Origin of the sequence: Phyllobacterium sp. UNC302MFCol5.2, from assembly GCF_000686005.1 — a bacterium.
Lineage (GTDB): Bacteria > Pseudomonadota > Alphaproteobacteria > Rhizobiales > Rhizobiaceae > Phyllobacterium > Phyllobacterium pellucidum.
In genome coordinates this window covers 107,917-123,337 of the sequence record NZ_JMLL01000017.1, presented here as the reverse complement: position 1 = coordinate 123,337, position 15,421 = coordinate 107,917, and the positions used below count along the sequence as shown (strand labels likewise).

Sequence of the window (15,421 nt, the reverse complement as noted above, 5' to 3'; positions counted from 1 at the left end):
TTGCGGCAGCGGAAAGTTCCTGCTTTTTTTCCGAAGTCGTTCTACTTGGCACCCCTAAGCATTTGAAAAGGAATGTAACGCAATGAAGTTCGCCCTTTCGATCGTTTCGGTTCTCCTTGTGATCATGGGAGGTATCTGGGCGCTGCAGGGACTGAGCATCCTCGGCGGGAGCTTCATGGTGGGGCAGACGCGCTGGCTCTATATCGGTCTGTTGACCATGATCTTCGGAGGCGTCCTGTTTTTCGTCACGAGAAGGCGCTGACGTCAGAAAAGCCGTTGGTTAATGCAGCTCCATTGGCCTTGCGTCTGGATTTGTTGAATAACGGCTGTTAGCCTCAAAATGCATGGGAGAGATCAATTTTATGACTGCACTTACTATTATCGTTGAATTCGAAACCAATGAGGGCTGCGAAGAGGAATTTACTGCGATTATGCGTGAACATGCCCGCAGGACCCTCGAAGAGGAAACGGGTTGCTTGCGATTTGAAGTGGTCAAGCCGATCGAACGCGACGGAACGCCGATCCCGAACAGGGTGATCGTTAACGAACTTTACGCAAACGAGGCGGCGGTTGCGGCGCACGAGAACAATCCGCGCATGCCCAAGCTGCAGGCAATGAACGCACCGCTTCTCAAATCGCGCCGTTTGATCCTGGCACAATCGCTTACCGCGCGGGCTGCCGAGGGGTTGAGGCCGCAAGAACTCAACGCCAGCAATGATGACTAAGTTGAAGCGCGCGCATCACCCGAAGGTCCAATTTCAGCCGCGTTCAAATTATGCGATGAGGGCGCGGACATTCTCGATTGCACGCGCTCTGACAACGCGTCGAAAGTACGAAACATGAAGAAACTGAGCCTGGCCCTCCTTTTGCCCTGCGCGTTCGCGGTAACCAATTGCGGCGCCATGCGCTGGATGAGCCAGCCGCCCGCGCACAATTCGAGTTGCGCCGGCTGGAACAAGATCCGCCTCAAGCCTGAAACCGCGGTATATCTTGCCAAGAACGACTTTGCTGCCGGGATTGATATCGATTCTCACAATCTCAACGGCCAGAACAATGGCTGCTGGAAATAAGCGGGCTGGCTTGCCCTTGTATATTGGCATTCGCTTACCTATCTAAGTCCCAGAAATTCGCTTCTGCTTTTGACCACGGATGTACTGGCACTGGTATCGAGGCGAGTTCGGAAAGGTCGGGAATTCCCGGCCTTTTTTGTTGCCTATCGCACACATGTTCGCTGCATTCCGCGTCCGTCAGCGTATCCGATTGCCTTCGAGGGTGCGAACGGTCTATGAAGGTCTGGCTATCGGCCTGGACGTTCGGTTTTGACGCCAGCGGGCCGTCTCGAGCTTGTATTGAGAGTGGGTTCCTTGAATGGACAATTTTGAGAAGTACGCTCTGGCCATCATGGTTGTGTTTGGCGCCCTGATTATCGGTGGCCTTATGGCTGTTCATATTGCCTGGGCGCACAAGGCAGGTTTTCTTTATGCCTTGGGCGCCGCGGTGGTGGCATGGTCCGCCGGTTTTGCGGTCCTGTTCGACAAGCCCCGTCTTTACGGATTGTTGCTGCTCGTCACGACGGCACTGATCACGGCCTCGGTCGTCGTACTCGTACGGTAACGCGCCCGATTCTCGGTTCGCGCATAATATGAAACCGGGCTTCATATTATCGTTTACTTTATCAAGAATAATTCTAAACTGCGGCTCAGATTCAAAGTGCATGCCTGAATCCGTGACGCTGCCAGCTGTCGGTTTTATGCGATAGTTCAGCACCGGTCCCTGGCTCAGGTTGAAAGAGAAGTAATCCGATGCGCCTGACAAGACAGACGAATTACGCAATCCGCATTCTCATGTATTGTGCTGCCAACGAGGGCAATCTGAGCCGGATCGGCGAGATCGCACAAGCATACACAGTCTCAGAACTCTTTCTTTTCAAAATCCTCCAGCCGCTGGTCGAGAATGGTTTTATCGAGACCGTACGCGGCCGCAATGGCGGCGTGAAGCTCGGCAAACCCGCGAAGGACATCACCCTCTTCGACGTGGTTCGGGTGACCGAAGAGAATTTCTCTATGGCCGAATGCTTCGACAATGATGGCGCCGACTGCCCATTGATCGACAGCTGTGGCCTGAATTCCGCGCTGCGCAAGGCGCTCAACGCTTTCTTCGAAGTCCTCGCTCAATATACGATCGAAGATATCGTGGACAAGCGCGACGTGCGCGCCCTCCTCGGTATCGACATCATCGAGAAGCGGCTGGCGGCGGCAAGCTAGCCGCACGGTTTTTCATCCAGCATTGCGTCTTTACGCGGGAGCGCACCGGTCGTGCGCCCGATCGACCAATTCTACGTGAGCCCGACCCGGATTTTGGTTTCGCGGGGCATGCTGTGACGGACCTCCGACAGAGAAGAAGCCTATCATTAAGGCGCATGAGACGTTTTGACACATAACCGGATTTCGCGGGGAATTTGCGGTGCAAATGACCACTGGTGGTTTAACCTGATTGAATTGGTTAGGTTATTTGTCTAGTTTAGAACTATTCTAACTGCTTGAAAACATGACATAATCTCACCACATAGATTTGACACTTATCACGATAGCCGGTTTTATGTACCAAGCGTTACGGTGACGCATGACCTTTGATGTTTGGGCCTTGAACCCTTGCGATTGGAGGAACCATTGTCTGGTTCGATAGTATCCCCCGTTTTCGGGACAGTATTTTCAGGTCTCTGCGTACAAAACGCTTTTATTTCAATAGCTTATTTAAGCTTTGATACCTGTTTGGTGTCGAAGGCCGGGGCCCTTTCTTCTCAAGAATACGGCGTCGACCCGAAATGCTAGTTTGCCATTGCAATATCATTACCCAGAAGGAAGTCGAGAATACTATCATTGAACTTCTCGACGCTGATCCGTGGCAACTCGTTGTTCCTGCAAAGGTTTACCATGCCATGAAGAAGCGGGGACGCTGCTGTGGCTGCTTCCCAAATGTCGTTGAAACCATCATAAAGGTGACGGAAGAATATCACCTCCGCCATGGTTCGGATGATTCTGTTGCAGTTTCATTCATCGACCGTGTTCGGGAATTGCGTCACCAATACGGGAGTTCACGACATGAAGGGCGACATAAAGGTCATCGAGCGGCTTAACGAAGCTTTGTTCCTCGAACTGGGGGCCGTGAATCAATATTGGCTTCACTATCGCCTGCTTGACGATTGGGGTTACACCAAGCTGGCCAAGAAAGAGCGTGAAGAATCCATCGAGGAAATGCACCACGCTGACAAGATCATCCAGCGCATCATTTTCCTCGAAGGCCATCCCAACCTACAATCGATCGGCGCCCTGCGCATTGGCCAGAACATCAAGGAAGTGCTCGAAGCCGATCTTGCCGGCGAATATGATGCGGTCAAATCCTACAAGAAATCGCGCGAAATCTGCGATCAGCTCGGGGACTATGTCTCCAAGGAGCTTTTTGACGAACTCCTGAAGGATGAGGAAGGTCATGTCGACTTCCTCGAAACGCAGATCGATCTGTTGAACGCAATTGGCGTCGAGCGTTACGGCCAGCTCAATGCTGCTTCGGCCAACGACGTCGATTGAACCAGAATTTGCCGGACACAAAAAAGGGCGCCAGTGGCGCCCTTTTCTTTTTTCGTTTAAGGCTCATTTCGGAAGCTGGTCGTCAACGCCGGCAACGTAGAAATTCATGCTGAGAATGGACTTGTCGTCGGCGGTTTCACCTGCCTTCAGCCATTCGCTGCCGTCCTGCTTCTTGATCGGGCCAGTGAACGGCTTCAGTTCGCCGGATGTGATCTTCGCCTGGGTTTCCTCGGCCAGCTTCTTCACGTCGTCAGGCATATTGGTGTAGGGCGCCATGACGACGAGGCCCTCATGCATGCCTTCGAAAACGTTGTGCGACTTCCAGGTGCCGTCGAGGACTGCCTTGGCGCGCTCGATGTAATATGGGCCCCAATTATCGACGATCGACGTCAGCTGTGTTTCCGGTCCGAACTTTATCATGTCCGATGCCTGGCCAAACGCCTTGATCTTGCGCTCCGACGCAACCTGCATGGGCGCGGTCGAATCCGTGTGCTGGGTGATGATGTCGACACCCTGATCGACTAGCGCCTTGGCGGCATCAGCCTCCTTGGCCGGATCGAACCAGGAATTGGCCCAGATCACCTTGATCTTGAAGTTCGGATTGACCGACTGTGCGCCAAGCATGAACGAATTGATGCCCTGCACGACTTCCGGAATTGGGAACGAGCCGATATAGCCGGCAACGCCCGTCTTCGACATCTTCGCGGCGATCACGCCTTGCACATATCGCCCCTCATAGAAGCGAGAATTGTAAACAGCGACATTCTCGGCGGTCTTGTAGCCGGTCGCGTGCTCGAATTTCACCTTGGGGAATTTCTGCGCGACCTTGTTCGTCGCATCCATGTAGCCGAACGATGTCGTGAAGATCAGTTGATTGCCGGCGCGTGCGAGGCGCTCGATGGCACGCTCGGCATCCGCACCTTCGGGTACGTTTTCGAGGAAGGTCGTCTCGACCTTGTCGCCGAGTTCCTTTTCCAGCTGCTTGCGGCCCTGGTCGTGCTGGTAGGTCCATCCGAAATCACCGGGGGGTCCGATATAGATGAATCCGACTTTCAGTTTGTCCTCGGCGTGCGCCGCACCCGCCAATGCAAAGCTGGCGGCGACAGTCAGCGCCATCATCAATTTTTTCATTTAGGTTCACCTCTCTGTTAATGCGTATCGAGTTTCGTTTCAGGCCGCCCTAGCGGTCCGGTACGAAGGGTTTGCCGAGCGAAGTCGGGGTATTCATCAACGTCAGCCGCTTGTTTCTGGAGATCAGCACGAGCACGAGGATTGTCGCAAGGTAAGGCAGCGACGACATGAACTGGGAGGGTATTCCGATACCCAGCGCCTGCGCGTGCAACTGACCGATGCTCACCGCGCCAAAAAGATAGGCGCCCGCCAGAATCCGCCATGGCCGCCACGACGCAAAGACAACGAGCGCAAGCGCGATCCAGCCCCGCCCCGCCGTCATGTTCTCCACCCATTGCGGCACATAAACCAGCGACAGCTGGCCGCCGGCGAGCCCCGCACAGGCGCCGCCGAAGAGAACCGCCAGGTAACGGATGCGGACAACGGGAACGCCAAGCGCATGCGCCGAGGCGTGGTTGTCGCCGACAGCACGCAATGTAAGGCCTGCGCGGGTCCTGAACAGGAACCAGACGACGGCGATCGTCAAAAGGATTGAGATATAGAAGATCGGATCCTGGCCGAAGAGGAACTTGCCGACATAGGGAATATCGGTCAGCCCGGCAATATAGAGCGATTCCATCTTGACCCCAGGCAGGCCGACAAAGCTTTCGCCGATCATCGCCGAAGCGCCCAGGCCCAGCAGGGTCAGTGCGAGGCCGGTCGCGACCTGGTTGGTCACAAGGGTCAGCGTAAGAAACCCGAAGAGCAGGGAAAAGGCGGCGCCCGCCAAAATGGCCGCGCCCATGCCGAGCCAGGCGGATCCGGTCGTCTGGGCAACCACAAAGCCGCAGACCGCGCCCATGATCATCATGCCTTCGACGCCGAGGTTAAGTACGCCGGAGCGTTCGACGACGAGTTCGCCAAGGGCGGCAATGAGGAGCGGCGTCGCCGCAGTCGCAACCGTTAGAAGAATGGCTTCGAACATGGACATCTCAGGCGCCCTTTGCCACGGCGTCGCCGAGACGCGTTACGAACCTTATGCGGTAGTAGATCAGCGTGTCGCTGGCCAACACGAAGAAAAGGATGATGCCCTGGAAAATGCGGGCTGACTTTTCCGATATACCAAGCGAGATCTGCGCCGCCTCGCCCCCAAGATAGGAGAGTGCGAGGACCAACCCCGCGGCAACGATGCCGAGCGGATTGAGCCGTCCGAGGAAGGCAACGATAATCGCGGTGAAGCCATATCCGGGCGTAATCGTCGTCCGCAACTGGCCGACGGCGCCGGAGACTTCAGCAATGCCGGCGAGGCCGGCAAGCGCACCGGATACAAGGAAGGCAAAGAAGGTAAGCCGGCCGGCGCTGAAACCGGCAAAGCGCCCTGCCCGCGAACTGCGGCCGAGCACCTTGATCTCAAAGCCGTTGAGCGTGCGTGATAGCATGAACCAGACGACGACAGCTGCGATCAGCGCAATAATGAAGCCCCAATGCGCTCGGCCGGAATCGGCCCAGATGGCCGGCAGGATAGCGCTGTCGTTAAACTGCACCGTCTCGGGAAAGTTGTAGCCTTGCGGGTTGCGCCACGGACCGCGTACAAGCCAGTCGAGGAACAGCTGCGCGACATAGACGAGCATGAGGCTCGTCAGGATCTCGTTGGTATTGAATCGTACCTTGAGATAGGCCGGGATCGTCGCATATGCCATTCCACCCGCCATGCTGAATAGCAGCATCAACGGCAGCACGTACCAGCCTTGAAAATCCGGGAACATTACCGGGAGGATCGATCCCGCGATCCCGCCTGCGATCAGCTGACCTTCGGCGCCGATGTTCCAGTTGTTCGAGAGGAAGCAGACCGACAAGCCGACGGCAATCAGGATAAGCGGCGCAGCTTTCACCAATAATTCATGGATCGACCAGACCTCGGTGAGCGGCTCGACGAAATAGGAATAGAGCGCCGCAAATGGATTCTTGCCGAGCAACGAGAAAAGAATTGCTCCAGCAATGACCGTGAGAAACAGGGCGATGAAGGGCGACAGCGCACTGAAAAGCGCCGAGTGTTGCGGGCGTCTGACGATTTCTATCCGCATCATGCTGCCCCTGCACTCGCCAGGGGTGCGGCGTGCTCGGCACCGCCCATCATTAACCCTACGCGTTCGCGGTTCATGGCTTCGATAGGCACGGATTCAGAAAGCCGGCCATGCACCATCGCGGCGATGCGGTCCGAGATTTCGAAAAGCTCATCGAGGTCCTGGCTGATAACAATCACGGCCGAACCGCTCCTGGCAAGGTCGACGAGCGCCTGGCGGATATGCGCGGCCGCGCCAGCGTCCACGCCCCATGTCGGCTGGTTGACGATCATCACCGAAGGGTTGCGATCAAGCTCGCGGCCGATCAGGAACTTCTGCAGGTTTCCGCCAGAAAGCGCTGACGCATCGGGGTTTTCTGCGCTTTTGCGGACGTCCATGCGGCCTATGATGCGCTTAGCCGCCGAGGCAAGACTGGACTCTGCGACGAGCTTGAGCGCGCCGCCGGCAAGAAACACCTTGCGATCCGTCGCATGGCGCGAAAGAAGGAGATTGTTGGTCAGCGACATATCTGGCACAGCACCATGGCCAAGGCGCTCTTCCGGCACGAAAGCGGCACCAAGCTTGCGCCGGGCCGAAATGCCGATTCTGCCAGCATCCTTGCCGCGAAGCCGGATTATGTCCGGCCGCTCCTGCAGAACCTCTCCGGAAATTGCCTCGAACAATTCGCCCTGCCCGTTTCCGGCGACACCTGCGATGCCGAGGATTTCGCCAGCCTGGACGGCAAGGCGGATATCGTGCAGCGAAACCGAAAAGGGGCCGCGCGGCCGCTGCGACAATCCGTTGACCTCGACAAGCGGCAGGCTCTGTTCAGCAGATTTTTGCACCGGACTACGCTCGATGACGTGGATGTCGCTGCCTACCATCATCCGCGCCAGGGAAGCGGCTGTCTCGGCCCGGGGGTCGCATTGGCCCACAACTTTGCCGTTCCGAAGAACGGTTGCCCGATCGCACAGGCGCCGGACCTCCTCCAGCCGGTGGCTGATATAGAGAATGGATTTTCCTTCAGAGCGAAGCCGTTCCAGTGTCACGAAAAGTAGGTCTGCTTCCTGTGGTGTCAGCACCGATGTCGGTTCGTCCAGAATGATAAGGTCAGGGTTTTGCAACAGGCAGCGAATGATCTCGATTCGCTGCCGCTCACCGACGGAAAGGTCGCCGACAAGCGCATAGGGATCGACCGGCAACCCATAGGCATCGCCGATTTCGCGAGCACGCGCGGCGATCGTATCGAGCGGCGTTTTTTCGTCGAGCGAAAGGGCGATGTTCTCTGCCGCAGTCAGCGCATCAAAGAGCGAAAAGTGCTGGAAAACCATGCCGATACCGAGCGATCTTCCCATGGCTGGATTGGTCACCGTGACAGCGTTTCCCTTCCAGGAAATGCTGCCGGAACTTGGCTGCAATGCGCCGAAGAGCATCTTCACCAGCGTCGATTTTCCAGCGCCGTTCTCGCCGAGCAGCGAATGAATCTCGCCGGCGCTAATTCTCAGGTCGATTTCGTCGCAGGCTTTGAGTGTGCCGAAAATTTTGGTGAGCTTGTCAGCTTCCAGTAGCGGTGTTTCAGAGCCGTCTATTCTTTTTTGTGTCATCGTTCCCCGCGGCCAAGACCGTTCCTGATCCTATGCTACCCCGGCCAAACTTGGAAAGTGCAAAACGAGTGGTTGCGGCCATTTGCGCACATTAATCGTGCACGAACATCAGAGGCTTAAGGAATGAGCACGGTCGTGCCGGTCGTCCTACGGGCTTCAAGGTCGCGGTGCGCATTGGCGACATCCTTCAGCGGGTAGGTCTGGCCGACTTCAATACGGATGACGCCCTTTGCAACGAGGTCGAAAAGTTCGTTGGCACCGCTTTCGAGCGCCTCGCGCGCGGCGACGTAGACGAAGAGCGTCGGACGCGTAAGGTAGAGCGATCCCTTGCGCGAGAGAATGCCCAGGTCGAATGGCGGCACCGGTCCGGATGACTGACCAAAACACACGATCATTCCGCGCGGACGCAGGCAATCCAGCGAGCCGTCGAACGTGTCCTTGCCGACGGAGTCGTAGACGACATCGACGCCTTTGCCGCCCGTAAGCTCTTTCACCCGCTCGACAAAATTTTCCCTGCGGTAATTGATGACATGGTCGTAGCCATGATCGAGGGCGAGCTTCACCTTCTCTTCTGAACCGGCGGTGCCGATGACCGTCGCGCCAAGGTGTCTTGCCCATTGTCCGGCGATGAGACCGACTCCGCCGGCAGCCGCGTGAAAGAGGATCGTGTCACCTTTCTTCACCGGGAAAGTCTGGCGCAAGAGATACTGGGCCGTAAGGCCTTTCAGCATCATCGCTGCCGCTTGTTGCAGCGGAATTTCATCCGGGACTTTGACTAGGCGATCGGCCGGAATAAGCCGCTCTTGCGCATAAGCACCGATCGGACTGGTGTAGGCGACGCGGTCGCCGGGCTTCAGCAATCCGGCACCCTCGCCGACGGCAAGCACAACGCCAGCGCCCTCGTGGCCTGGAATCAGCGGCAGCGGAGTCGGCGACGGGTAGAGACCCGTTCGATAATAGACATCGAGAAAGTTGAGGCCGATCGCTTCATTTCGGATGCGCACCTCGCCCGGTCCTGGCGCCCCAACCGAAACATCTTCGTAAGTCAATGCTTCCGGCCCGCCGGTTTGATGAATACGAACAGCCTTGACCATCACGCTTTCTCCGTCCGCCCCAAATTGGGGAACAACTGCATTACGGCGCCGATGAAGAAAAGATAGATCCCTGTAACGGAAATGCCAATGCGCACCCAAAGCGGCGAATCAAGTTCTTGAAACAGCGAGAACGCCCCAAAGCCGCACCAGAGAAAAAATATCGTCAGATTGAGGTTGCGCAAACGCTGCACGCGCACCGGATGCAGGAAATAGATCGGCAGGAAGGAAACGATTGCGGCAACGAGCACGATTGCAAAAGCCACCCATTCACCGGGCCGCACGATAAACAAAGTGAAAACAATCATGTTCCAGACAACCGGGAACCCTTTGAAGAAGTTCTCCTTCGTCTTCATGCCTGTGTCAGCGTAGTAGATAGCGCTCGATACGACGATGATGGCCGCTGCGAGAAACGACAGGCCCTCGCCCATGAAGCCGCGCTGGTAGAGCGCGAAGGCGGGGATGAGCACATAGGTCATGTAGTCGATAATATTGTCGAGGAGTTCTCCCGACCAATTGGGCAGGACGTACTTGACTTCCAGCTTGCGGGCGATGGGACCATCGATGCCGTCAACGAACAAGGCAAGTCCGAGCCACCAGAACATGGCCGTCCAGCTTTCCTCGCTGGCGGCGACGACGGAAAGAAACGCCAGAAACGAACCGGACGCCGTCAACAGATGGACCGAGAAAGCCTTTGCTTGCGGCGCCGTCACTTTCTTGGGCTTGACGCCCTTGGGCATGGTAGGTTTTTTCAAGGGTCCGCGCCAATCTGCTGCATCACAATTAAACGCCTGCCGTTATATCTTGGCAACGACGAACGATTTGCGATCAGCTTTTCTTGAAATTGGCTGAAAGCGCAAGCAATGAAACTCATATAAACTGTTGAAAGCCCCGCACGGGCCCGCAAATGGGAGACAGATATGACCAGCACCAGAACCGATCCGATCGTCATTGCCGGAGCTGGGCACGTCGGGCTGATTGCTGCGATCGCCACGGCCCGCTCGTTCAACAATGTCGTCAGCCTCGGCGTCGTGCCTGAAGCCTCCGACAAGCGCACCACGGCGCTGATGATGCCAGCCATCAAGTTCCTGGAAAAGATCGGTCTGTGGGAAGCGATCGAACCGCACGCAGCCCCGATTACCACGATGCGCATCCTCGATGGCACGCAGCGTCTGATCCGCAGCCCTGCCGTCACGTTCGAGGCCAGCGAGATTGATGAACCGGCATTTGGTTACAATATTCCCAATACGACACTGACGTCTGTCCTTGCTGACGCACTCCAGCATTCAGGCGCGAGGCACATTGCCGCCTCGGCCAGCCACTACCACCCGAGCGACGACGCAATTGCGGTGGAAGCCAATGATGGCTCGAGCATTACTGCGAACATTGTGATTGCGGCGGATGGCCGGTCCTCGCTTGCTCGCGAAGCGGCAGGCATTTCCGCCCGGACCTGGTCATACAACCAGACGGCCATCGTGCTGAGCTTCAGCCACACGCGCGATCACCACGACATTTCGACGGAGTTTCACACCGAGCACGGACCGTTCACGCAGGTCCCGCTCCAGGGGAAGCGGTCGAGCCTCGTATGGGTGACGACGCCGGCGCACGCGGTTGAACTGCTTGAGCTTACCCGCGATCAACTCGCAATGCGGGTGGAAGAGCGCATGCAGTCCATGCTTGGCGCAGTGACCGTTGATGTCGATCCGCAAAGCTGGCCGCTCTCCGGCCTCGTTCCGACATCGTTCGCTCGAAATCGCGTGTTTCTTGCCGGCGAGTCCGCTCATGTTTTTCCGCCCATTGGCGCGCAAGGTCTCAACCTCGGTGTAAGGGACGTCGAGACCCTGCTCGAGACCTTCCCGACGGACGGGGCCGATCTCGGCTCGTCACGGGTCATCTCGACCTATAACCGCAAGCGCATCCCTGACATCTTTGCGCGGACGGGTGCGGTCGATGCACTGAACAGATCGCTCTTGTCTGATTTCCTTCCAGTGCAGATGGTCCGCAGTGGGGGCCTGGAGTTGTTGCGGGTGTTTTCGCCCCTGCGCGGCTTCGTCATGCGTGAAGGGCTTCGTCCGGGCAGCGGCTTCCGCTTTACGCGCAAGCACACTGCCCCTGAACATTAGGCAAGAACGAAGTCGTAAAGCAGCTTCACATTGAGTACGGCGATCACGATCGCAATGATGACGGCAAAGGTGGTCAGCCAGCGCGGTGAGACCAAAGCGCCCATCTTGGCCTTGCTTGCCGTGAACATGACCAGCGGGAACACTGCAAATGACAGTTGCAGGCTGAGCACCACCTGAGTCAGTACGAGCAGCTTCGCCGTTCCGCTTTCGCCATACCAGATCGTCACGATCGCAGCCGGGACAATCGCAATCGCGCGGGTGATCAGCCTGCGCAACCATGGTGCGAGCTTGATATGGAGAAAGCCCTCCATGACGATCTGACCTGCAAGCGTCGCTGTGACCGTCGAGTTGATGCCGCAGCACAAGAGCGCAATGCCGAACAGTGTGGGCGCGATCGCAAGACCGAGCAAGGGCGCAAGCAGGGAATGTGCTTCGCCAAGTTCCGCAACCTCCGTGCGGCCGGTCGTATGGAAGGTCGCTGCGGCGAGGATCAGGATCGAAGCGTTGATAAGAAGTGCAAACATCAGCGCCGCGGTCGAATCGATCGTCGCGTATTTCAGCGCCTGCTGTTTCTCAGGCAGCGTATCGCCGTAGGCGCGCGTCTGCACGATACCCGAATGCAGGTAGAGATTGTGCGGCATCACCGTGGCGCCGAGGATACCCAGTGCCAGATACAGCATTTCCGGATTGGTCACGATTTCAGTCGTCGGGGCAAAGCCCTTGATCACCGCGCCCCATTCAGGATCGGCAAGAAAAATCTGGATACCGAAGCAGACAGCAATCACGCCAAGCAGCGTAATGATCAACGCTTCCACCCAGCGGAAGCCCAACTTCTGCAGGTACAGGATAAGGAAAACATCGAGCGCAGTGATGAGGACGCCGATTTCGAGTGGAATGCCAAAAATAAGATTGAGGCCGATCGCCGTGCCAATGACTTCCGCAATATCGGTTGCGATGATGGCGATTTCCGCAAGGAACCACAGCGTATAGGCAACGGGCTTTGGAAATGCATCCCGGCAAGCCTGCGCAAGGTCCCTGCCCGATCCGATCGCCAAACGCGCGCAGAGAGCCTGCAGAACGATCGCCATGATGTTGGAGATCAGCGCGACAACAAGCAGCGAATAGCCAAACTTCGAACCACCCGCAAGCGATGTCGCCCAATTGCCGGGGTCCATGTAGCCGACCGCCACAAGATAGCCTGGCCCGACAAATGCCGCGGCACGCCGCCAGCCCGGTCCGGTCGAGCGCACAGCGACCGAACGATGAACGTCGGACAAAGATGCCTCGCCCCGGGCATGCCGCCATCCATCGGCCGCCGGGGTGTGCTGCGCTAGCTGATCCATGAATTCTCCGAAACGCAATTGCAAATCATTCGCAACTATATAAACAGATGGATGCTACAGCCGCAAGGGGGGTGGCCCACAAAACTTTAGAATTGATACAAACTAGCTAGCCGATAGCGAGCAGCCGGGCGCGAAGGGGACTACAGGTGCGGAGCTATGAAGGCTCAACCAACCAGCCCATGTGTCATGGCGTAGAGCCAAAGCGTCAATGTCACGATCGAAAACAGGGTGGTCGCGAGCACCGAACTCGACGCGCGCTCGACCCAGACCCCGTATTGCTGGGCTATGACGAAGACATTCGTCGCGGTTGGCAAGGCCGCCATGAGCATTGCCGTATAGACCCATACCGGTGGGAAATCGCCGGCCAGGCGCAAGACGCAGTAAATCAGTATGGGCTGGACGACGAGCTTCAGCGGAACAATCAGATAGAGTTCCTTCGGCACACGTCGCAAGGGACGCAGCGCCAGCGTCGCGCCCATGGCGAAGAGCGCGCAGGGCGCCGCCGCACGGGCGAGAAAATCGATCATACGGTCGACCGCCACAGGCGGCTCCAGTCCCGTGATGGCCGCGCCTACCCCGAAAATGGTGGCGATTATGAAAGGGTGGCCGAATATCTTCTTGAGCACCCCGACGGCGAGATCGCGCGGCGAGCGCTTGTCGTTGCCGGAAAGCGCCATCATCAACGGCGCCATCACGAAATGCAACGTGTTGTCAAAGCAGAAGATGAGTGCGACCGGGACAGCTGCCGGCGCACCGAAAGCAAGGATCGCCAGCGCCGGGCCCATGAAGCCAATATTGCCGTAGGCCGCCGCGAGCCCCTGAATGGTACTCTCGTCAATGCGGCGTGTGCGCACGAACGCGACCACATACATTGCCATGAAGATCAGGAAGGTCGATGCGGTGCAGCCAATGATAAAGCCCCACTGCGTCAATTCGGCCACCGGCGTCTTCGACAAAATCTGGAAAAACAGCGCCGGAAGCGCCACATAGACGATGAACGTATTCATCCACCCGAGCGCCTCGAGCGGCTGATGTTTTACCTTGGCCACGAAAAAGCCAAGAAAAATCAGCCCAAAGAAAGGTAAGACCAGGTTGAATACATCAAGCATAAGCAGGCTTTGAGGTTTGCCGCGCCGGAAACAAGAGCAAGGACGCTTTAGGCTCGCGGGATTGGACAGAAACGGATATCTATCCTGAATGACGATGATAAAACAGATACGGCATGCCAAATTTCAGATCGGTCAGGTCGTCAGCCACCGCATTTTTGCGTTTCGTGGCGTGATTTTCGACGTTGATCCCGAGTTCAGCAACACCGAAGAATGGTATCAGTCCATTCCCGAAGAGATCAGGCCGCATCGCGACCAGCCCTTCTACCATCTCTTTGCCGAGAACTCCGAGACAGAATACGTGGCCTATGTTTCGGAACAAAACCTCGTTGCCGATACGACCGGAACACCTCTGCGCCACCCGCAGATCAAGAACGTGTTCGAAAAGATCGAGGATGGCGTCTATCGGGTCAAGCGGCCGCATCTCAACTGACGCCCCGCACCGAATCCGGACAATAAAAAAGGGACGCCTCACCGCGTCCCTTTTTTGTGTGCGCTAACTGATCAGTTGCCGGCTTTCGCCTTTTCCTGTTCGGCCTTCATCTTGTCTTCGAATTCCTTCTGGCGCTTCTGAACTTCGCTCTGCAGCGTCTTCTGGCGCTGTTCGAGTTCGTTCTGCTGCAGGCCGGGGCCGTCATAGGCCTGGCTGAAGCCGGTGAGAGCGACATTGATCGGATTAGGCTTGTTCTGGAAGTTGACCGAAGTCAGCGTCAGCTGGTTGCCCTTCTTGAACGAGTTGAGCAGATCGTCCGACAAGGCGACTTCCGAAATGCAACGATCCGGGAAGCAGATCGCGTATTCGATCTTCTGGGTCTTGCCGCCATTGATCTGGAGGCCGACGCCCGGAGGAATGAGACGGCCGGTCGGAACCGATACCTGGAAGATCTTGCGGTTGATCTTGCCCTTGATCTCGATGAGGTTGACCGCGGTCAGGAGCTGGCCGCTATCGGCAGTCACGATGTTCTGGGTGTTGCAGATATCGTTTTCTTCCTGCTTGGAGCAGACCTTGAACCAACCTTGCGGCGCTCTCTGCTGCTGGGCTGCTGCTGGTACTGCCGCGGCGGCGAGCAATGCGATGGCACCAGCGAATGATGCGGTTGCCGCGATGGACTTCGGGTTGGACATGGTCAACTGGTTCCTTTCAGCGCACTTATCCTAAGTGTATCTCGATCATCTTTATTTGCTTGTCTGGCTTTGGTTGCCAAATGCGGCAAGAGAGTGACCCTTTGAATATCGAAGGCCGTGTTACACTGCATGTTCTCTCAAATCCAGCCACCTTTTGGACTAGTTGGGGATTCCCCTCGAGGATTTACGGCGCACGCCGCAGAATCGTCGTCAAGTGGTAGTCTCTGTCACGAATCAGAATGAATTCCCGGCTTCCGGGAATGCTAGGT

The 15,421-nt window shown here is 56.9% G+C and carries 18 protein-coding genes; 9 read left to right on the top strand and 9 right to left on the bottom strand.

Annotated elements, in window-relative coordinates; all coding sequences use genetic code 11:
* Positions 1-82 precede the first annotated feature (82 nt).
* From BR48_RS0121875 to bfr, 7 genes are all read left to right on the top strand, one after another.
* Positions 83-262: a hypothetical protein gene (locus tag BR48_RS0121875; RefSeq protein ID WP_027233262.1), complete on the top strand. Its 180-nt coding sequence runs from the start codon at positions 83-85 to the stop codon at positions 260-262.
* Positions 263-362: 100 nt separating this feature from the next.
* Positions 363-725: an antibiotic biosynthesis monooxygenase gene (locus BR48_RS25610; protein ID WP_027233261.1), complete on the top strand. Its 363-nt coding sequence runs from the start codon at positions 363-365 to the stop codon at positions 723-725.
* A gap of 114 nt (positions 726-839) precedes the next feature.
* Positions 840-1,070, top strand: coding sequence for a hypothetical protein (locus tag BR48_RS25245; RefSeq protein ID WP_036815271.1), 231 nt, complete (start codon positions 840-842; stop codon positions 1,068-1,070).
* 298 nt (positions 1,071-1,368) lie between these two features.
* On the top strand, positions 1,369-1,614 hold the full coding sequence (locus BR48_RS0121860) for a hypothetical protein (protein ID WP_027233260.1): 246 nt from the start codon (positions 1,369-1,371) through the stop codon (positions 1,612-1,614).
* Positions 1,615-1,802: 188 nt separating this feature from the next.
* Entirely contained in the window at positions 1,803-2,264 is a 462-nt protein-coding gene (rirA, locus tag BR48_RS0121855) for an iron-responsive transcriptional regulator RirA (protein WP_027233259.1), read from the top strand.
* A gap of 560 nt (positions 2,265-2,824) precedes the next feature.
* Positions 2,825-3,136: a (2Fe-2S)-binding protein gene (locus BR48_RS26505; RefSeq protein ID WP_081815984.1), complete on the top strand. Its 312-nt coding sequence runs from the start codon at positions 2,825-2,827 to the stop codon at positions 3,134-3,136.
* Positions 3,102-3,587 (top strand): bacterioferritin, encoded by a 486-nt coding sequence (gene bfr / locus BR48_RS0121845; protein ID WP_027233257.1) that lies wholly within the window; start codon positions 3,102-3,104, stop codon positions 3,585-3,587. The genes BR48_RS26505 and bfr overlap by 35 nt, the downstream gene beginning before the upstream one ends.
* A 63-nt stretch (positions 3,588-3,650) precedes the next feature.
* On the opposite strand, the gene BR48_RS0121840 is transcribed toward bfr, so the two are convergent.
* The 6 genes from BR48_RS0121840 to pcsA all read right to left on the bottom strand — a co-directional run bounded on the left by BR48_RS0121840 (position 3,651) and on the right by pcsA (position 10,195).
* Positions 3,651-4,718, bottom strand: coding sequence for a BMP family ABC transporter substrate-binding protein (locus BR48_RS0121840; RefSeq protein WP_027233256.1), 1,068 nt, complete (start codon positions 4,716-4,718; stop codon positions 3,651-3,653).
* Between the two features lie 49 nt (positions 4,719-4,767).
* Positions 4,768-5,688 carry an ABC transporter permease gene (locus BR48_RS0121835; protein ID WP_027233255.1) on the bottom strand — a complete coding sequence of 307 codons (921 nt, stop codon included), beginning with the start codon at positions 5,686-5,688 and terminating at the stop codon, positions 4,768-4,770.
* A gap of 1 nt (position 5,689) precedes the next feature.
* Positions 5,690-6,781 carry an ABC transporter permease gene (locus BR48_RS25240; RefSeq protein ID WP_036815303.1) on the bottom strand — a complete coding sequence of 364 codons (1,092 nt, stop codon included), beginning with the start codon at positions 6,779-6,781 and terminating at the stop codon, positions 5,690-5,692.
* Positions 6,781-8,364 (bottom strand): ABC transporter ATP-binding protein, encoded by a 1,584-nt coding sequence (locus BR48_RS0121825; protein WP_027233254.1) that lies wholly within the window; start codon positions 8,362-8,364, stop codon positions 6,781-6,783. Before BR48_RS0121825 ends, BR48_RS25240 begins: the two co-directional genes overlap by 1 nt.
* 116 nt (positions 8,365-8,480) lie before the next feature.
* Positions 8,481-9,458, bottom strand: coding sequence for a quinone oxidoreductase (locus tag BR48_RS0121820; protein ID WP_027233253.1), 978 nt, complete (start codon positions 9,456-9,458; stop codon positions 8,481-8,483).
* Positions 9,458-10,195 (bottom strand): phosphatidylcholine synthase, encoded by a 738-nt coding sequence (gene pcsA, locus BR48_RS0121815; RefSeq protein WP_036815269.1) that lies wholly within the window; start codon positions 10,193-10,195, stop codon positions 9,458-9,460. The genes BR48_RS0121820 and pcsA overlap by 1 nt, the downstream gene beginning before the upstream one ends.
* Before the next feature lie 180 nt (positions 10,196-10,375).
* Between pcsA and BR48_RS0121810 the strand changes: the two genes are divergently transcribed.
* Entirely contained in the window at positions 10,376-11,578 is a 1,203-nt protein-coding gene (locus BR48_RS0121810) for a UbiH/UbiF family hydroxylase (RefSeq protein ID WP_027233251.1), read from the top strand.
* Here the strand turns inward: BR48_RS0121810 and BR48_RS0121805 are convergent.
* The gene (locus BR48_RS0121805; protein WP_027233250.1) at positions 11,575-12,921 is read right to left on the bottom strand and encodes an Nramp family divalent metal transporter; all 1,347 of its coding nucleotides are present in this window, start codon (positions 12,919-12,921) and stop codon (positions 11,575-11,577) included. The two genes, BR48_RS0121810 and BR48_RS0121805, sit on opposite strands and share 4 nt — an antisense overlap.
* 164 nt (positions 12,922-13,085) lie before the next feature.
* A complete protein-coding gene (locus tag BR48_RS0121800) occupies positions 13,086-14,030 on the bottom strand; it encodes an AEC family transporter (RefSeq protein ID WP_027233249.1) in 945 nt (314 codons plus the stop codon).
* Positions 14,031-14,124: 94 nt separating this feature from the next.
* Between BR48_RS0121800 and hspQ the strand changes: the two genes are divergently transcribed.
* The gene (gene hspQ, locus BR48_RS0121795) at positions 14,125-14,460 is read left to right on the top strand and encodes a heat shock protein HspQ (RefSeq protein WP_027233248.1); all 336 of its coding nucleotides are present in this window, start codon (positions 14,125-14,127) and stop codon (positions 14,458-14,460) included.
* Positions 14,461-14,531: 71 nt separating this feature from the next.
* Here the strand turns inward: hspQ and BR48_RS0121790 are convergent, their stop codons facing one another.
* Entirely contained in the window at positions 14,532-15,152 is a 621-nt protein-coding gene (locus BR48_RS0121790; protein WP_027233247.1) for an invasion associated locus B family protein, read from the bottom strand.
* Positions 15,153-15,421: the final 269 nt, after the last annotated feature.